Annotated in this window: 17 protein-coding genes; 1 reads left to right on the top strand and 16 read right to left on the bottom strand. The window is 71.5% G+C overall.

Annotated features, from left to right (window positions below; genetic code table 11):
• The first annotated feature begins 64 nt into the window (after positions 1-64).
• A complete protein-coding gene (locus ACFY2A_RS21260) occupies positions 65-1,282 on the top strand; it encodes an arginine deiminase (protein WP_363924787.1) in 1,218 nt (405 codons plus the stop codon).
• Positions 1,283-1,333: 51 nt separating this feature from the next.
• On the opposite strand, the gene ACFY2A_RS21255 is transcribed toward ACFY2A_RS21260, so the two are convergent.
• The 16 genes from ACFY2A_RS21255 to ACFY2A_RS21180 all read right to left on the bottom strand — a co-directional run bounded on the left by ACFY2A_RS21255 (position 1,334) and on the right by ACFY2A_RS21180 (position 17,692).
• Entirely contained in the window at positions 1,334-2,215 is an 882-nt protein-coding gene (locus ACFY2A_RS21255) for a DUF5926 family protein (RefSeq protein ID WP_363924788.1), read from the bottom strand.
• 87 nt (positions 2,216-2,302) lie between these two features.
• Positions 2,303-2,716: an ATP-binding protein gene (locus ACFY2A_RS21250; protein WP_387173960.1), complete on the bottom strand. Its 414-nt coding sequence runs from the start codon at positions 2,714-2,716 to the stop codon at positions 2,303-2,305.
• A 66-nt stretch (positions 2,717-2,782) separates the two neighbouring features.
• Complete coding sequence (locus ACFY2A_RS21245; protein ID WP_387173893.1) at positions 2,783-4,240, bottom strand: ATP-binding protein; 1,458 nt, start codon at positions 4,238-4,240, stop codon at positions 2,783-2,785.
• A 59-nt stretch (positions 4,241-4,299) separates the two neighbouring features.
• Positions 4,300-5,091 (bottom strand): glycerophosphodiester phosphodiesterase family protein, encoded by a 792-nt coding sequence (locus ACFY2A_RS21240; protein ID WP_363924791.1) that lies wholly within the window; start codon positions 5,089-5,091, stop codon positions 4,300-4,302.
• A gap of 10 nt (positions 5,092-5,101) precedes the next feature.
• Positions 5,102-5,437: a rhodanese-like domain-containing protein gene (locus ACFY2A_RS21235; RefSeq protein WP_387173891.1), complete on the bottom strand. Its 336-nt coding sequence runs from the start codon at positions 5,435-5,437 to the stop codon at positions 5,102-5,104.
• A gap of 69 nt (positions 5,438-5,506) precedes the next feature.
• Positions 5,507-6,445, bottom strand: a complete 939-nt coding sequence (locus ACFY2A_RS21230) for an LCP family protein (RefSeq protein ID WP_387173889.1) — start codon at positions 6,443-6,445, stop codon at positions 5,507-5,509.
• Positions 6,446-6,644: 199 nt separating this feature from the next.
• Complete coding sequence (locus ACFY2A_RS21225; protein ID WP_387173887.1) at positions 6,645-7,832, bottom strand: LCP family protein; 1,188 nt, start codon at positions 7,830-7,832, stop codon at positions 6,645-6,647.
• A 171-nt stretch (positions 7,833-8,003) separates the two neighbouring features.
• Positions 8,004-9,233: an LCP family protein gene (locus ACFY2A_RS21220; protein ID WP_387173885.1), complete on the bottom strand. Its 1,230-nt coding sequence runs from the start codon at positions 9,231-9,233 to the stop codon at positions 8,004-8,006.
• Positions 9,234-9,297: 64 nt separating this feature from the next.
• Complete coding sequence (locus ACFY2A_RS21215; protein ID WP_387173884.1) at positions 9,298-10,272, bottom strand: NAD-dependent epimerase/dehydratase family protein; 975 nt, start codon at positions 10,270-10,272, stop codon at positions 9,298-9,300.
• Positions 10,273-10,312: 40 nt separating this feature from the next.
• Positions 10,313-10,843: a flavin reductase family protein gene (locus ACFY2A_RS21210; protein ID WP_387173882.1), complete on the bottom strand. Its 531-nt coding sequence runs from the start codon at positions 10,841-10,843 to the stop codon at positions 10,313-10,315.
• A gap of 106 nt (positions 10,844-10,949) precedes the next feature.
• Complete coding sequence (locus ACFY2A_RS21205) at positions 10,950-12,641, bottom strand: ABC transporter permease (protein WP_387173880.1); 1,692 nt, start codon at positions 12,639-12,641, stop codon at positions 10,950-10,952.
• The gene (locus ACFY2A_RS21200; RefSeq protein WP_363924799.1) at positions 12,626-13,390 is read right to left on the bottom strand and encodes an ABC transporter ATP-binding protein; all 765 of its coding nucleotides are present in this window, start codon (positions 13,388-13,390) and stop codon (positions 12,626-12,628) included. The genes ACFY2A_RS21205 and ACFY2A_RS21200 overlap by 16 nt, the downstream gene beginning before the upstream one ends.
• 108 nt (positions 13,391-13,498) lie before the next feature.
• On the bottom strand, positions 13,499-15,139 hold the full coding sequence (locus ACFY2A_RS21195; protein ID WP_363924800.1) for a cation acetate symporter: 1,641 nt from the start codon (positions 15,137-15,139) through the stop codon (positions 13,499-13,501).
• Between the two features lies 1 nt (position 15,140).
• On the bottom strand, positions 15,141-15,587 hold the full coding sequence (locus tag ACFY2A_RS21190; protein ID WP_387173878.1) for a hypothetical protein: 447 nt from the start codon (positions 15,585-15,587) through the stop codon (positions 15,141-15,143).
• A gap of 102 nt (positions 15,588-15,689) precedes the next feature.
• Positions 15,690-16,469, bottom strand: a complete 780-nt coding sequence (locus tag ACFY2A_RS21185; RefSeq protein ID WP_363924802.1) for a LytTR family DNA-binding domain-containing protein — start codon at positions 16,467-16,469, stop codon at positions 15,690-15,692.
• A complete protein-coding gene (locus tag ACFY2A_RS21180; RefSeq protein ID WP_363924803.1) occupies positions 16,466-17,692 on the bottom strand; it encodes a histidine kinase in 1,227 nt (408 codons plus the stop codon). Before ACFY2A_RS21180 ends, ACFY2A_RS21185 begins: the two co-directional genes overlap by 4 nt.
• Between the last annotated feature and the right edge of the window lie 32 nt (positions 17,693-17,724).

Here is a 17,724-nt window from a genome sequence, read left to right as displayed (position 1 = left end):
GAATGCCATATTCACCCACGGTTGTTTTACCGGATACCGCCAAACCCTGCCCTACGCTGCGGGGGTGAGCCACCACGTGGACAGTGAGGTCGGCCGGCTCGGCACCGTCCTGTTGCACCGGCCGGGGCCGGAACTCGCCCGGCTGACCCCACGCAACAACGACTCGCTGCTCTTCGACGCGATCCCGTGGGTGGGCCGGGCGCAGGAGGAGCACGACGCCTTCGCGGGAGCCCTGCGGGAACGCGGCGTCGAGGTGCTCTACCTGACCGAGCTGCTCACCGAGACGCTGGCCGTGTCGGAGGCCCGGACGGAACTGACCGACGAGGTGCTCAACTCGCCCAGGCTCGGCGACAGCCTGCGCGCCCGGGTCGCCGCGCATCTGGCGTACCTCGACCCGGCCGCGTTGGCCAGCGTCCTCGTGGCCGGTCTGGCCCACGAGGAGCTGCGGCTCGGCCGGGACCGCCGGGGTGGCCTCGTCTACACCCTGATGGACCGACACGACTTCATCATCGACCCGCTGCCCAACCTGCTGTTCACCCGCGACTCGTCACTGTGGATCGGTGATCGGGTCGGTGTGACGAGTCTGGCGATGCCCGCCCGGCGGCGGGAGACCACGCTTACCGACGCGATCTACCGTCACCATCCCCGGTTCGCCGGCACCGAATTCGTCTACCGGCCTGGGCTGGAGCCTCTGGAGGGTGGCGACGTGCTGCTGCTGGCACCCGGCGTGCTGGCCGTCGGGGTCGGCGAACGGACGACACCCGCCGGTGCCGAACGCCTCGCGCGTCGGGTCTTCGCGGCCGGCCTGGCGCACACCATCCTCGTCGTACCGATCGCCCAGGAACGGGCCACCATGCACCTGGACACGATCTGCACGATGGTCGACGTCGACGCCGTGCTGATGTACCCGAACGTGGCCAGCACCCTGTCGGCGTACACCGTCATCGCCGGTGCCGACGGCGAGGACCCGCGGGTCGACGGGCCGGCGCCGTTCCTCCGGGCCGCCGCGGACGCGATGGACCTGGACCGGCTGCGGGTGATCGACACCGGGCTCGACCCGGTGACCGCCGAGCGGGAGCAGTGGGACGACGGCAACAACACCCTGGCGCTCGCGCCGCGACTCTGCGTCGGCTACGAGCGCAACGTCGAGACAAACGCCCAGTTGGAGCGGGCCGGCATCGAACTCATCCCGATCGCCGGCTCGGAGCTGGGCTCGGGACGCGGCGGCCCCCGCTGCATGTCCTGCCCGCTGCTCCGGGAGCAGGGCAGGGCAGCTTCCTGACGGCTGGGCGGAGCAGGTGCCCGGTGGGACCAGTCAGCTGCCGGGCTGCGGTCAGCGCAGGGTGAGCTGGCGGCCGAGCAGCCCCTGCCGGGACCTGCGGGCGTCGGGGTCGAGCGGGCCGGTCTCGGCCAGTGCGTCGGCGTACCGCTTGGCGAAGTCGGCGACCGGCTGCTCCCAGTCACCGGCCGGGGTTGCCTCGGGCAGGTCCCAGACCGGCACCAGCCGCCCGTGGGCCCGGAACATACCGGCGAACCGGGTCTGGTCGCCGAGGGTCAGCGAGCCGGCCGCGCCGAGCCGAGCCAGCGCATCCAGGGCGGCCTCCTCGGCCTCGGGCAGCACCCAGCGGACGTGAGCCTTCTCCGACACCCGGCACCAGTACGCGGCACGCGCGGCGGTCAGCCGCACCGTCGGATAGATCGCCGCGTTGGCCCGCTCCAGGGAGGCCCGCACGGTCGGGTCCTCGGCGGCTTCCGGGGCCAGCCAGAACTCGAAGCCCTCGTGCAGGCTGATCTCCAACGGCCCATCGACCAGGATGTCCTGCAACCGGGGACCGGGACCGGGCAGCGGCGGCACCGCGACCTGGGCGCCGGGGGCGGTACGCAGTGCGCAGAGCAGCGACTCGGCCAGGTCGCGAGAGACGTCACCGGACTGAAGATGACGTTGGAGCCCGATGAAGATGTGGCCGTCGTCCCGGCTCATCGCGGGGGCGGCCATCGGCAGCACGGTGGCCAGCGTGACCGGTCGGTCGCCATGCTCGTCGACGAGCGCCGGGGTGAGCCGCAGCGGTGCGGAGGCGGCTGGCACCAGCTCCCGCAGGGCGATCCACTCGGGCTCGTCGGCCAGCCCCTCGAAGGGCCGGGGAACGAAGACGTCCCGGATCCGTTCCCGCTTGCCGGACGCGGCGGCCCGCTGGTTCTTTCGACGCTTGCTCACGGCGACACAGCCTAGCGCGTGACACCCGCGCCGGAGCCCTCCGGTGGACGGTAGGGGCCGGACCCGGCAGCGGGTCGACCGACCGGCTCAGCCGGAGGTCACCAGCGCCGGCCGGTCACCGACCGGGTCGAAGTCGGCCCAGACGCTCTGCCCGAGACCGTCGCGCTCCACACCCCAACTGGTCGCCAGACCCGAAACGATGTGCAGGCCACGGCCGTCGGCGGCGTCCGGGTCCGGCGGGCGGATCCAGGGGGCACCCGCGGCACCGCCATCGGTGACGCGCAGTCGGAGCTGCGGACCCTCGGGCGTGTGGCGCAGCCGCCAGGCGACCCGGACCACGCCGCCCGGCAGCGGGTCGGCATGCCGGACCGCGTTACCCACCAGCTCGGCCAGGACCGCCACGAGATCCGCCAGCATCGCCGGGGACACGCGGCCCGCCAGCTCGGCGGCGAGCCGGTGCCGGGCGATCCGCGCCCCACTGGCATGGTGCGGCACCACCACGCACCACGCCCGTTCGACCGCTGTCGTCGCCACCTCTGCCCCTCTTTCGCCCCGTGACCCCCACTGTCACCTGCGGGGCAGCCGCACCTCTGCGACCGTACCCCCACCACTTCTCGGTCGAAGGAATACCCACCCATTCTGTTGTTCAACGATCCGGCGAACCAAATAGAGGCCGAGACCGGTGCCGGGATAACGACGCCGGTCGCCGGAGTCGCCCTGCCAGAACCGGTCGAAGGCCCGTTCCACGTGCTCCGGGCGTACGCCGATGCCCCGGTCACTGACCCAGAAGCAGACGGTCTGGCCGTCGGCACCTGCGGCGACGTCGATCGGGGAGTCAGGTGGGGAGTACTTGCCGGCGTTGGTGACGAGTTCGGTGAGCACGGTGGCCAGGCTCTGCCGATGGCCGATCGCCCTGGGCAACTCGGCCGGCACCTCAAGGGTGGTCCGCCGACGCAGGTCCGTGGGCAGGTCGGCGATCGCGACCCGGAGCGTCTCGGTGAGGTCGAAGGGTGCCGGCGGCCCATCGCCCGGCCACGCCTCGGCCGCGGAGGCGAGCAGCCGGTCGAGCAGCCGGGCCAGTTCGTTGGCCCGCTGGCCGATGACCCGGGCCGCCTGCCGCCGGTCGGTCTCGCTAAGCGATTCCCAGTGGTCGGTGAGGGTGTCCGCGTAGCCCTTGATGACGGTGACCGGGGTACGCAGCTCGTGGCTGGTGACCGCGACGAAGAGATCCCGTTCGTGGTCGTGCCGCTGCTGGTCGGTGGTGTCCCGGAAGGTGACCACCCGCAGGGCGCCGGGGCCCGGCAGCTCACCCGAGGTGATCCGCAGCCAGCGTCCGCTCGGCAGGCGATGATCGAGGACCTGCCCGGACGGCGGCAGCGGGAAGGGCAGCGGCTGGTTGATCGCCTCCGCGGTGGACCGACCGGTCACCTGCGCGGCGGCCGGATTCCAGAGCCGGACCTTGGCGTCCCGGTCGACCACGGCCAGCCCGTCGGCGAGCGCCGCGACCACCGGACCGTCGCCGTGCACCGGCAGGCCGCTCTGGTCGCCGTACATGTGGGCGATGCAGGAGCCGAGGTAACCGACCACGCCGCGTTGCTCGGCGGTGGGTTCCTCGTCGTCGGCGAGGTAGAGGGCGTGCAGGCTGCCGACGGTGTGGCCGCCGATCGAGGCCCGGGAGACGACCATCCGCCGCAGGCCGCGCTGGGCCAGCTCGCTGGTGAGCGGGTTGGTGAACTGGTCGGTACGTACGCACTGCACCCGGGGGCCGGCGAGCAGGCAGATGGTGACCGGATCGTTGGCGGGCAGCGGCCGACCGACGGTCCACTCGGCGGCGCCGGTGGCGGCTATCACCCGGCCACCGCTGGGCGCGAACTCCACGAACGCCATCCCGGCGGCCCCGAGTGCCGGCTGGGCCACCCGGAGCAACTGGTTCAGGACCGGCAGACCCGCGTCACCGGAGTTGATCATCTCGATGACGGCGGTGTGCCCGGCGATGAGAGCCGAGTAGTCGGTGCGGTCCGGCATGACCCCGAGTGTGCCTGCCGTCCGCGTTCCCGGGCACCCCCGAGCGGCTTAGGCCGCGATCACCGATGCAGCCGGGCGAGTGTCTGCGCCGGGCGGTCGGTGATCACGCCGTCCACCCGCGCCGCCAGCACGAGGTCGAGGTCGGCCGGCTCGTTCACGGTCCAGACGTAGACCTGACTGCCGGCCGCCCGCAGCGCCGGCACCAGGGCGGGACGGGCGCGCACCAGCGCGATCCCCGGTCCGGCGATGCCGGCACCGAACGGCAGCCGACCCATCGGCAGCCAGCGGGGCAGCACCTCCAGCAGGAGCACGGTGGGCAGCGCGGGAGCCAGTGCCCGGATCCGGCGTACCGCCAGCGGGGAGAAGGACATCACGGTGACCCGTACGGGGGTGTCCGGGCGCGGCTCGGCCAGATCGTACCGACGTAGCAGGGCGACCAGCCGCCGCTCCACGTTGCCGCCGTAGCGGGACGGATGTTTGGTCTCCACCAGCAGCCGGACCGGCCGTCCGGCGGCCAGCACCGCCTCCAGCAGTCGTTCGAGGGTGAGCAGCCGGGTGTGCGAGTCGTCGAGCACCTCGTCGCCGTTGGCCGGAACACCCCCGGGATGCCAGGAACCGAAGTCCAACTGCTCCAACTCGGCGAGCGTACGCGCGCTGACCAGACCTCGGCCGTTGCTGGTCCGGTCCAGCCGCCGGTCGTGTACGCAGACGAGGTGCCCGTCGCGGGTCAACCGGACGTCGCACTCCAGCCCGTCGGCACCCTCGTCGAGGGCGCGCAGATAGGCGGCGAGGGTGTGCTCGGGCAGGTCGTACGAGGCGCCACGGTGCGCGAAGACGAGGGGGCCGTCCACGGCTCGCGTCCTACAGGACCCGGCCCGGCTGCCCGTCCGAGCCGACCACCGGTCGACCGGCAGCCGCCCAGTCGCCCATCCCGCCGGCGACATTGCTCACCTGCTCCCAACCGTTACGCAGCAGATACGCGACGACCTGAGCGGAGCGACCGCCGGAGCGGCAGATGACGGCCACGTCCCGGTCGGTCGGCACCTCGGCCAGCCGGGCCGGCAGTTCCATCATCGGCAGGTGGTGGGCGCCCGGGGCGTGGCCGGCGCTCCACTCGTCGTCCTCCCGGACGTCGAGCAGGTACGTCTGATCGTTGATCTCGGAAACGGTCACGGTGGGTATCTGAGGTCCGAACACGGGTACCAAGCCTAGAACCTCGTCGCGCGGCCGCCCGCGACCTCCCGGCGGGATGGCTACCGACATCTCTCAGAGCCGGGTCACCCAGCGCGGATGGGCGCCGGCCCACTCCGGCATCCGGCTGCCGCGCACCGCCGCGAACAGCCCGTCACCTTCGTGGTCGAGTCGGACGTAGGACACGTGGTCGATCATCTGGGGGTAGGACGGCACCTGCACGCCGCGTAGCCCGTCGGTGGCCAGTCCGTGCAGCGCGAGCAACAGCTCCTCCACCGGCACGCCGTTGGTGTCCAGCGTCAGCGAGCCGCCCACGGCCCCGATCAGCCGGTGCAGCCGTACCGGGTCGGTGCGTAGTCGGGTCTCACCGGCCTGCTCCAGCATCGCCCCCAGCAACTGCTGCTGGTGGGTCTGCCGGTCGTAGTCGCCGCCCGGCAGGTCGTAGCGCTGGCGCACGTAGTCCAGCGCCTGTTCGCCGTCCATCCGCTGGCAGCCGGGACGGAAGACCCGGTCGGTGTGGATCGACTTCACCTCGTTGCGTACGCACATGTCGACCCCGCCGAGCAGGTCGATCACGTTTCGGAGACCGGCGAAGTCGACAAGTGCGGCACCGTCGAACCGGATGCCGGTGAGCCGGGCCAGGGTGGCCGAGAGCAGGTGCGCACCGGGCCGACCGCCGCCACCGTACTCGTACGCCGTATTGATCTTGTCTTCGCCGCCGGGGTAGCCACCGCCCGGCGGGATGGCCACCAGCAGGTCGCGCGGCACGGAGACCAGGTAGCCCTCGCGTAGCCCGGGTGGCACGTGCACGATCAGGATGGTGTCCGTGCGCTGCTCGGAGCCGGCGTCACCGGGTCGCCGGTCCGAGCCGACGAGCAGGTAGTTGAGGGGGCCGTCCAGGTCGGTGCGGTCGGCGCGGGCGCTCGGGTCGAGCAACTCCGCCCGGGTCATCGTGCGCTCGTACCGGTCGGTGAGCATCCGGAGCCCGACCACGGCGAGCGTGGCCAGCAGCACCGCCGTCAACCCGATGCCGAGCAGTACGCGAGGCCACCGCGGTCCCCGGGTGCGCCCGCCCGGTGCCCGCTCTCCGCTCGTACGCCGCCGCCTGGCCGTGACGTCCCTCCCGCGAACCCAACGTGAATCTGACTCACATCAGGCTACGGAACTGTCACGAAGAGTGACGACGGTTTCGGCTATCGCGATGCCCTGCCGGTCACTTCCGGGAGGAGATCACCTCAGGGTTGTAGAAGACGAACTCGGCGAGCTTGTCCTTCCGAACCGCCTGGAACATGTCCAGGGTCTGCTCGCTGAGCGCCTCGGTGCCGTTGCCCTTGGCGTTGTACGTGCCGCCGTTGGTCTTCAGCATGATCAGTTCGTTTCCGGTCACCCCGCGCATGGTGAAGACGAAATCCTCCACCGGCACACCGCCGGTGTCCAGGATGAACGCCTTACCGGCCGCCTTGATCAACCCGTTCAGCTTCACCGGGTTGGTCAGGCTCCCGTTCTGGGTGGCCTTCTTGGCCATCGCCTTGATCAGCTGCTGCTGGTTCTGCTGACGGTCGTAGTCGCTGTTCTTGAGGCCGTACCGCTGGCGGGAGAAGTCCAGGGCCGCCCAGCCCTCCATCTCCTGGCACCCCTTCTTGTGCACTACCGGGGTACGCGGCTTGCCGGTCTTCTTGGCGTCCGCGTTCCACATCGGCTTGCCGTCGACGTACGACATGTGGATCGAGGTGACCTCCTGCTTCGGGCAGATGCGCACCGAGCCCAGCGAGTCGATGACGTTCTTGAAGCCGCCGAAGTTGATGATCGCGGCCCCGTCGAAGCTGACCCCGGTCATGCCCTTGATGGTCTGCGCCATCAACTGGGCGCCACCCTCCCAACCGCCGCCGTTCTGGGCGCCGGCCTGGAATGCGCCGTTGATTTTGCCGACGCCGCCCGGGTAACCGGTCTTCTCGAACGCCGGGATCCGCGCCTCGGTGTCCCGCGGGATCGAGATCAGGTACGCCTGGTCGTGGGTGGCCGGGATGTGCAGCACGATGATGCTGTCCGCGCGTACGTCGTCTGCCGCCCACCGCTCCCGGGCGTCGACCCCCAGCAGCAGCATGTCGATCGGGCCCTTGAGATCGGCCCCACCCTCCGTGGAGGTCTTGCCGGCGTCGCCGAGCAGGTTGCGCTGGGAGATGCTGCCGGTGGCCTGACTGATCACCGCCTTGCTGCCGACGATCGCCACACCGCTTGTCATCATCAGCGCGGCGCCGAAAATCACGGTGAGCCGGGCCCAGAGCGGATCCTTGCGCCGGGGGCGCTTCTTGCCGGACTTGCCGGAGCCTTCGCCCGTGAGGGTGGGCGGGGCGGCGGACGCGCGCGGCGGCTCAAGCAGGGCGGGGCTGTGAACCGGCATGCGTGCTCCAGCTCGTGTACGCAGAAGGGGGCGGGAACACTTTACGTTCGCATTCCGGTGCTGGCGAGTTCGCGTGGTGTCCAATTCACGTTCTCCACCGCGTCATCCTGCTGAAATGGCCGATCGTCCACTTAGTTGTGGACGATCGGCCGTTCCTGTCGTCGCTCGTGCTCAGCCGTTGCCGGTGGCCGGCTTCTTGTTGGCCTGCATCCAGTCGGCCATCGTGTCCCCGGCCATGGCCCGGTACATGGTCAGCGCCTTCTCCCGGTCGGAGACGACCACCGACTCGCCGTTGATGGTCTGGCTGCCCAGGTGCGGGCTGGTGACGAAGGTCAGGTTCTCGCCCCGCAGATTGCGGAACTGCACCGCCATGTCGGTGAGCGAGAAGCCCTGGTCGACGGTGACCGCTTCGGTGACCGACTGGAGGAAGGCGTTGAGCTTCTTCGGGTTGGTAAGCGTGCCCGTGCTGGCCGCCTTGTCCATCAGCGCCCGCAGGAAATCCTGCTGGTGGCGCATCCGGGCGAAGTCACCGTCCGGGAACTGCTTGCGCTGGCGGATCCAGTCCAGGGCTTCGGTGCCGTTCATGTGGTTGGTGCCCTTGGTGAACTTCCGGTACGGCTTGTGGATCGAGGTGATGGTCCGCTCCACCTCCAGGTCCACCCCGCCGAGGGCGTCGGTGACCTGCTTGAACCCGGCGAAGTCGATGGCCATCACGTGATCGATGTGCACGTCGGTGAAGCACTCGACCGTGCGTACCGCCAGGGGCAGGCCACCGAACGCGAACGCAGCGTTGATCTTGCGACGTTGCCCCGTCTCGCATCCGGCACCGGCGCTCTCCGGGATCGGCACGTACAGGTCCCGTGGGATGGAGACGAGGTACGCCTGCTTGTGGTCGGCGGGGATGTGCATGACGATGATCGTGTCGGCCCGCCACTCGCCGGCCCGGTCCATCGGCGCGTCCGGATCCCGCGAGTCGGTCCCCACCATCAGAATGTTCAGCGCGCCGTTGACCGCCTTGGGTGGCCGGTCACCGGTGATCTCCGAGAACGGGTCGGTCCGGGCCATGTTGTTGTCGAGGCTACGGGCGTAGAACCAGGCACCCGCCCCGCCGATCAGGGCCAGCACCAGCACGGCGACACCGGCCACCAGCGCGATGCGGCGCCAGTGCGGCCGCCGCCGACGCGGCGACGGGCCGCCGCCGGGCCCACCCGGACCCAGCGGACCGCGTGGTCCTCCCGCGCCGCCGGACGGGATCGGCTCATCGTCGTACGCCGGGTGCCACCGGGTGTCGTCGGTCGGCCCGCTGGCCCGGCCCCCGCGCCCCGGGCCCGGCACCGCCGCCCGGCCGGCGCTGCGGTGCAGGTGGAGGGCCGGTAGCGCGGCGGAAATGGTCGCTGACATGTAACTCAATGTACGCAGCGCGAGCCAGTCTCGCCCCTACCGAACCGTGCGCCGTCGGTGTCGACTATCCCAGGCGCTGGCGGAAGTGTTCGATGGTGCGCCGCAGTCCCTCCTCGGGAGCGACGGTGGGCTCGTAGCCGAGCGCGTCGCGGGCGAGGGTGAGATCCGGACGGCGCATCTCCGGGTCGTCGGCACTGCGCGTGACGTAGGTCACCTCGGACCGGCTGCCACAGAGCGAGACGATCGTCTCGGCCAACTCCCGCATGCTCATCTCGTGCTCGGTGCCGCAGTTCACCGGCCCGCTCTCGGTCGAGTCCAGCAGCAGCAGGATGCCCCGGACCAGGTCGGCGACGTAGCAGATGGAACGGGTCTGGTTGCCGGTGCCGTGCACGGTGATCGGCTCGTTGCGCAGCGCCTGGGAGATGAAGGTCGGGATGGCCCGCCCGTCGTCCGGCCGCATCCGCGGCCCATACGTGTTGAAGATGCGCACGATCGCGGTATCCACGCCCCGACTGCGGCGGTACGCCATCGTCGCGGCCTCCGAGAAGCGCTTCGCCTCGTCGTAGACGCTGCGAATGCCGATCGGGTTGACGTTGCCCCAGTACGTCTCCCGCTGCGGGTGCTCCTTCGGGTCGCCGTACGCCTCCGAGGTGGAGGCCATCAGGAACCGGGCGCCGTCGGCGGCGGCCCGCTCCAGCAGGTGCAGGGTGGCCACCGAGCCGACCCGCAGGATCTCCACCGGCAGCTTCTCGAAGTCGGTCGGGCTGGCCGGTGAGGCCATGTGCAGGATCGCGTCGAACCGGGCCGTCAACGCCGGGTGCCTGGGCAGGCCGTCGGAGATGTCGGCCTCCACCAGGGTGAAGTTCGGCGTGTCGAGCAGGTGCGCGACGTTCTCCTTGGACCCGGTGACGAAGTTGTCGAGGACGACGACTGTGCAGCCGCGTTCGATCAGGGAATCCACCAGGTGCGACGGGACGAAACCGGCGCCGCCGGTGACCAGGACCCGGTGACCGGGACCGAAGCGCTGCTCAACCTTCATGACTGGTCAGCCTAAAGGAGCGGTCGGTCCGTAGTAACGGTCAGGCCAGTTCCCGGTAGCGGCCCCGGTGGTGCAGCAGCGGTTCGGCGTCGTCGGCCAACTCCACGCGCTCGATGGTCGCCTCCACCAGTAGGCCCCAGCCGTACTCCCGGGCACCGTCGAGGCGGCAACCGGCCCAGCCACCCGCGTCGCCCGGCACCGGCCCGTACGGCGTGTCGACCCAGGCGCCGGTGGCGAAGAGGCCGCCCGGCGACGGGAACAGACCGGCGAACCGGTCGGCGAGCTGCCGGTGTGGTGGACCGAGCGGCGTCACGGCGAAGCGGCCCGTCTCCTCGACCGCCGCCCACAGCTCCGACTCGGCGTCCACCAGTCCGAGCAGTCGGCCCGGCTCGCCCTCGGCGACCAGGGTCGACGACACCGTCAGCCCGGCCGGCCCGGGCGCCGTCCAGAGGGTCACCGGCGCGGCGAGTCGCCCCCGCAGCCGGCGTACCGGCGAACGTTTGTCGGCCGGCGCGGCGAACGGGTCGGTGTGGTGGATCTGGGCACCCGGCTCATGATTCACGTGAAACATTGTGACCCGCCCGCCTGCCGAACCTTGACCGCAGCCTCGCGAGATGCGGCATGTTGCGGTATCCGGCGGTAGTGATGCCGCAACATGCCGCAGGTGGTGGCGACCGTCAGCGGCGGGGGGTGACCAGGGCGAGCAGTTCGGGTTGGCGGCGGTCCAGCACGTCGCCGGCCAGGTACGCGCCGAGCAGCGCCGCGCCGACGCCGTAGGCCACGCCCAGCGGCAGGCCCAGCCAGAGCCAGGCGTCGCCGAGCAGTGCCGCGGCGAGCACCATCGGTGCGGCGAGCGCGGCGGTGGCCACCATGGCCAGCAGCGTCAGCATCCCCTTCACCACCCCGGCCCCGCTGTTCATCGCGAACGGGTTGCTCGTCTCCGGCAGCGAGTACGCGCCCAGCACGGAGACGAACGAGTTGACCGCCAGCCCGGCACCGTAGGTGGCGACCAGCGCACCCGCCATGAACCCGATCCACGCCGGCTCGCCGAGCACCAGCGCGATCACCACGGCGACCACCGCCAGCATCGGCAGCACGTAGAGCGAGAACGCGGTGATCCGGGCGCGCAACTCCAGCCGACCCGGCACGCCGGCCACCACGTTGGCCGCGTACGCGCTGCCGTCGAAGCCGAACTGGTTGGCCAGCGTCACGGCGGCGAGTAGACCGACGAAGAGCATCGAGAGGCTGACCAGCACCGGTGAGGAGTCCCCGGCGGGGCTGAAGCCCTGCTCGCTGTCGATCGTGAAGCCCTGCCCACCGAAGTTGACCATCACCGGCACGAAGAGACCGACCACCGCGATGGTGATCAGATTGGCGCGTCGACGGGCGTCTCGCCACCAGTAGCGGGCCTCCCGGGCGACCAGAGCACCGAACCGGTCCCGACGCAGCCAGCCGGCGGCCCGGGGAAAGAGCTGGGCCACCACGCCGCCGGTGACTCCGGGCTTTGCCCGGGTGGGTCCGGCGCTCGCCGCGCCCACCATCGCCGACTCCAGTGAGCGTGACCACCAGGCCAGCAGCGCGACGATCGTCAGGACGGTGATCAGCAGCTTCACGGGTGCGGCCCAGGCCCGGCCCTGTGCCACCTCGATACCCGCCGTCCAGGGGGCACCGAAGGGGGTCCAGCCGATCACCGTCGCCACGCCGGTGAGCCGGTCCCAGTCGGTGTCCTGGATCGCGGCCACGCCGGCGAGCTGCAACGGGCCGAGCGACGCGGCGAGCACCGCGAGCAGGACGGCGGCCAGGTCGCGTACCCGGCGGGAGCGCAGCATGGAGGCGAATGCGCTGGTCACCGCTCGGGCAGCGGCGACGCAGAGGAGTAGCCCGCAGACCACCCCGACGGCGGTGACCAGCGCGGCCGACCAGCCGCCGAATACCCCGGCGGTGACCACCAGGCCGGAGAGGGCCAGCAGCACGGCGACCGCGGGTACGCTCACCAGCGCCGCCGCGAACAGCCCGGTCACCAGGGTGCGCCGGGACAGCGGCAGCAGCGCGAACCGGGCCGGGTCGAGGGTCTCGTCGACGCCGAAGAAGACCAGGGGCAGCAGCAGCCAACCGAGCACCGTCAGCCCGCCGGCGAACGCGGCGATCAGCAGGGCGTACCGGTCGTCGCCGACCAGCCCGGGAGCGGCCAGGCCGAAGAAGGCACCGACCGCGAACCAGAGCCCGATCAGCGAGCCGACCAGGAACAGCGCCACCCGCCAGCCCTGACCGCGGAAGTTGTTGCCCATCACCCGCAGCTTGAGCCGGACGAAGTGACGCGCCGAGACCGGCCGCGCCTGGTCCGCCGGCACGGTCACCGGGACAGCCACGCCAGCTCCTCACCGGTGGCGGTACGCCCGCCGACCACCTCGACGAAGACGTCCTCCAGCGAACGGTCGCCGCGTACCTGCTCCAGCGTGCCGACCCGCTTGATGGTGCCCCCGGCGAGGATCGCCACGTGCGAGCAGAGCCGTTGCACGACCTCCATGACGTGGCTGGAGAAGACCACCGTTCCGCCCCCGGCCACGTACCGCTTGAGGATGTCCCGGATCAGTGCCGCCGAGACCGGGTCGACCGCCTCGAACGGCTCGTCCAGCACGAGCAGCCGAGGCCCGTGCAACAACGCGCAGGCCAGACCGATCTTCTTCTTCATGCCGGCGGAGTAGTCGACCACCATCGTCCGGCCGGCATCGGCGAGAGCCAGCACGTCGAGCAGCTCCGCCGCCCGCTGGTCGACCACGGTGGGGTCCATGCCGCGCAGCAGACCGTGGTACGCCAGCAGCTCGGCCCCGCTGAGCCGGTCGAACAGGCGTACCCCGTCCGGCATGACGCCGAGCAACTGCTTCGCGGTGACCGGGTCGGCCCACACGTCGCGGCCGAGCACCCAGGCCCCTCCGGCGTCGGGGCGGAGCAGCCCGACCGCCATGGACAGGGTGGTGGTCTTGCCGGCGCCGTTCGGGCCGAGCAGCCCGTAGAAGGAGCCGGCCGGGACGTCGAGATCCACGCCGGCCACCGCGACCTTGCCGTCGAAGCTCTTGGCCAGGCCGCGCAGCGCCAGCGCCGAATGCTCACCAGTCATGCGCCCGACCGTATCCCGTTCCGACCAGCCCGCCGCCCGACCGAAGGAGGATCCGCAGCTCATCCCCGAGTCGGACCAGCGCCGAGCCGGTGCCGGAGGAGCCTCTCCTCACGAACGGAGGGCGTCGGGGGCGTGCAGGCGGAGCATGGTGCGGCCGATGTCGGCCGGGGCACGGCGGCGGGTGGCCAGCGAGACCGCGATCATCACCGTGAAGGCCAGCGGCACCGTCCACGCTGCCGGCTGGGCGATGAGGGCGGCCGGCCAACCGGTCATGGGCGGGCCGAGGACGGTGATCAGGACCGACGTCACGGCGGCGCCACCGCCGACGAGGATCCCGGCGGCGGCGCCCGCGTCGGTGAGGCCCCGCCACCAGATGCCGAGCACCAGCAGCGGGCAGAAGCTGGACGCGGCGACCGCGAACGCCAGCCCCACCACCTGCGAGACGTCCAGGCCGGAGACGTTGAGGGCGAGGATCGTCGGCACCACCCCGGCGATCACCGTGGCCAGTCGGAAGCCGCGCACCGAGCCTCGACCGAGCACGTCGGTGGAGATCACCCCGGCGACGCTGGTGAGCAGCCCGGACGAGGTGGACAGGAACGCCGCGAACGCCCCGGCGGCGACCAGCGCCGCCAGTAGCCGGCCGGTGGTCCCGGCACCGAGCGCCGCCTCGGGCAGCAGTACCACCACCGCGTCGGTCTGGCCGGTGACCAGCAGCTGCGGTGTGTAGATCCGGCCCAGCACGCCGTAGATGGTGGGCAGCAGGTAGAAGACGCCGACCAGGGCAAGCACCACAAGCGTGGTCCGGCGGGCCGAGGCCCCGTCGGGGTTGGTGTAGAAGCGCACCAGGACGTGCGGCAACCCCATGGTGCCCAGGAAGGTGGCCAGGATCAGCGAGTACGTGCCGAACAGCCCCCGGTCGTCGGATCCCGCGGCGCTGGGCAGCAGCCAGTCGGTCGCCCCGTTCGCCACACCGGAGACCTCCGGGACCGGTTCACCCTCGGCGAAGCTCAGCTCGTCGCCGGGGCGTACCTCCAGGGTCTGGCCGTCGGCGAGGGTGAGCACCGCCCGCTGCTCGACCACGACGGTGGTCGCCGTCCGGAACGTGGATCCGTCCGGCGGTGTCACCGCAGGACGGCCGTCGGACTGCCACTGCAGGGCCAGGAAGATCGCCGGTACGGCGAGCGCGGTCAGCTTGAGCCAGTACTGGAACGCCTGCACGAAGGTGACCGCCCGCATCCCACCCAGGGCCACGTTCGCGGTCACGACGGCGGCCACCACAAGCGCGCCGACCGGGTACGGCGAGCCGGCCAGCGTGGCCAGCGTCAGGCCGGCACCCTGGAGTTGCGGCACCAGGTAGAGCCAGCCGATGAAGATCACGAAGACGGTGGCCAGCGTCCGTAGCCGGCGGGACCCGAGCCGCAGCTCGCAGAAGTCGGGCAGGGTGAACGCGCCGGAGCGGCGCAGCGGCGCGGCCACGAAGAGCAGCAGGGCCAGATATCCGGCGGCGAACCCGACCGGGTACCAGAGCACGTCCACGCCGTACTTGAGGATCAGCCCGGCGACGCCGAGGAAACTCGCCGCCGACAGGTACTCGCCGCCGATCGCGGCAGCGTTCCAGGTGGGGCTGACCACCCGGGAGGCGACCAGGAAGTCGGAGGTGGTGCGGGCCAGCCGCAGCCCGTAGAAGCCGATGGCGACGGTGACCAGGGTGACCGCCACGATCGCCGGTACGACGAGGTCGTTGCCCACGTCAGCGCTCCGGCCGCTGGACCAGGTCGGTGAAGTCCTGCTCGTTGCGTTCGGCCAGGCGGACGTACGTCCACCCGACGGCGACCAGGAACGGGAAGGAGAGCACCCCGAGCAGCAGCCACGGCAGGTTGACGCCGAGCACGGTCATCCGGCCGACCGAGGGCGCGATGGCGAACAGCCAGGGCAGCCCGCCCAGCCCGACCATCACCACCGCCGACAGTTGCAGGGCCAGGGCCAGTTGAGCGCGGACCAGGCCGCGGACGAGTGCCTCACCGACCCGGGTCTGCTGGGTCAGCTCGGTGTGGGTACCCGCGGGCCAGTGCGGCCGGCGGGACACCTCGGCCAACACCACCCGGGTACGCGCGGGCGGCTCGGACCCGACGCGCTGGTCGACGGTCCCGGTCGGATCGGGTCGGCGGGGTGCCGGCAGTGCATCCTCGGCGGCCATCCCGGCAGTCTCGTCCGCCCGACGGGAATGTCAAGCGGCCTGTGGACAACGATGTGGACAACGGGTCCGGCCTGTGGACAACCCGGTGGACAACGTCGCCGATCAGCGGCTCCACTCCTGCTTGGCGGCCCGGACCAACTTGTCCTTCAACTCCCGGGTGTGCCGGCGGCTCACCGGCAGCTCGGTGCCGTCGATGACCACCACGTAGCCGGAGTTGACCAGGCGGAGTTCGGCGATCAGCCGTAGCTGCACCAGGTACGACCGGTGGATCCGGACGAACCCGGCGTCGGCCCACCGTTCGGCGAGCGTGGCCAGCGACACCCGCACCAGGTGCGATCCATCCGCCGTGTGCAGTCGGGCGTAGTCGCCCTGTGCCTCGACCCACCGCACGGCGGACCGGGGCAGCATCCGGGTGGTACCGGCCAGCTCGACCGGGATCGTGGGATCCTCCTCGGCCCGGGCCAACGCGGCGGGATGGGTGGGTACCACCCGCGAGCCGACCACCCGGCGCAGCGCCTCGGCCAGCCGCTCCGCGCGTACCGGCTTGCGCACGTAGTCGGTGGCGCCCACGTCGAAAGCGTCCGCAGCACCGTCGTCGTACGCGGTCACGAAGACGATCGCCGGAGGTCGGGCGAAGCGCCGCAGCACCCGGGCCAGCTCCATGCCGTCCAGGCCGGGCATCCGGATGTCCAGGAAGACCACGTCCACGTCGTCGTCGCGGAGGACCCGCAGCGCCTCGGTGGCGTCGCCGGCCGTGTGCAGCCGGGCCACCCGGGGGTCGGCCCGCAGGTGGTACGCCAACTCGTCAAGCGCCGGTGGCTCGTCGTCGACCGCGAGCACCCGCAGGAAGCCGCTGGCGGCGGCCGGGCCGGAGCCGGTCACGAACCCGCCCGTACGCCGGGGTGGAACTTCGGCACCCGCATGCTCACCCTCGTACCCGAGCCGACACCGGTCTCGACGACCAGGCCGAAGCCGTCACCGAAGACCGAGCGCAGCCGCTCGTCGACGTTCGACAACCCGACGTGCTGGCCCGGGTCGTCCCCCGGGTCGCCGGTCGACCCGGCCAGCTCGGCGATTCCCGCGGTCAGCGTGGCCGGATCCATCCCCACTCCGTCGTCCTCCACCGTTATGTGGCATTCGGCGCCCGCATCCCGGGCCTCGATGCTCACCATGCCCGTGCCCGGCTTGCGCGACAACCCGTGGCGTACCGCGTTCTCGACAAGTGGTTGCAGGCACAGGAACGGCAGGGTCACCGGCAGCACCTCGGGGGCGATCTGGAGCCGCACCTGAAGCCGGTCGCCGAACCGGGCCCGCTCGATGGTCAGGTAGCGGTCGATCGAGCGCAGCTCCTCGGCCAGCGTGGTGAACTCGCCGTGCGCCCGGAACGAGTACCGGGTGAACTCGGCGAACTCCAGGATCAGCTCTCGGGCCCGCTCCGGGTCGGTGCGGACGAAGGAACCGATCGCGGTCAACGCGTTGTAGATGAAATGCGGACTGATCTGGGCGCGCAAAGCGCGTACCTCGGCCCGGGCCAACCGCTCCCGGGACGAGTCCAGCTCCGCCAGAGCCAGCTGGCTGCCGGCCCAGTGGGCGGTCTCCAGGGTGGCCTGGACCAGACCGGGTGCCGGTGCGCCGTCGGTGACGGCGACAAGCGCGCCGGTGATCCGGCCGGACGCCCCACCGAGCGGGGCCACCACCGCGCCCCGGACCGGGCAGTCGATCCGGTCGCAGGTCAGCTCCGCCTCGCCCAGCACGGTGGAACGTTCGGATGTGATCACCCGCCGGGCGGCGGTCCGCAGCTGCTCCCGGTGGTGCGCGCCGCGTCCGTCGAGCGCGAGCAGGTCGTCGGTGTCGGTCAACGCCAGCCCTTCCGCGCCGACCAGGGTGCGCAGGTGGCGGGCGGCCTTCGCCGCGCCGGCCGGGTTCAGCCCGGCCCGCAGCGGTTCGGCGGCCAGCCCGGCGGTGTGCAGCACCTCGTAGGTGGCCCGTTGGCCGGGCGTGGCGATGCCGCGCCGCCCCCGCAGCCGGCCGACCGCGAACAGCGCCCCGGCCAGCACACTGACCAGTGAGAAGACGCCGATCACGGCGGAGAGGTTGCCACCCACGTCGACGATCCTGCTGGTTGCGGACGCTGTGG

Origin of the sequence: Micromonospora sp. NPDC000442 (assembly GCF_042898635.1) — a bacterium.
Classification (GTDB): domain Bacteria; phylum Actinomycetota; class Actinomycetes; order Mycobacteriales; family Micromonosporaceae; genus Micromonospora.
Note: the sequence above shows the minus strand (reverse complement) of the source record. Positions and strands in the feature narration are given on the sequence as shown.

Excerpts from the sequence above, each read along its gene's own strand:
- ACFY2A_RS21245 (WP_387173893.1), bottom strand. The coding sequence starts at position 4,240 with ATGCCGGACCGCACCGACTACTCGGCTCTCATCGCCGGGCACACCGCC.
- ACFY2A_RS21225 (WP_387173887.1), bottom strand. The coding sequence starts at position 7,832 with ATGCCGGTTCACAGCCCCGCCCTGCTTGAGCCGCCGCGCGCGTCCGCC.
- ACFY2A_RS21220 (WP_387173885.1), bottom strand. The coding sequence starts at position 9,233 with ATGTCAGCGACCATTTCCGCCGCGCTACCGGCCCTCCACCTGCACCGC.
- ACFY2A_RS21215 (WP_387173884.1), bottom strand. The coding sequence starts at position 10,272 with ATGAAGGTTGAGCAGCGCTTCGGTCCCGGTCACCGGGTCCTGGTCACC.
- ACFY2A_RS21210 (WP_387173882.1), bottom strand. The coding sequence starts at position 10,843 with ATGTTTCACGTGAATCATGAGCCGGGTGCCCAGATCCACCACACCGAC.
- ACFY2A_RS21200 (WP_363924799.1), bottom strand. The coding sequence starts at position 13,390 with ATGACTGGTGAGCATTCGGCGCTGGCGCTGCGCGGCCTGGCCAAGAGC.
- ACFY2A_RS21190 (WP_387173878.1), bottom strand. The coding sequence starts at position 15,587 with ATGGCCGCCGAGGATGCACTGCCGGCACCCCGCCGACCCGATCCGACC.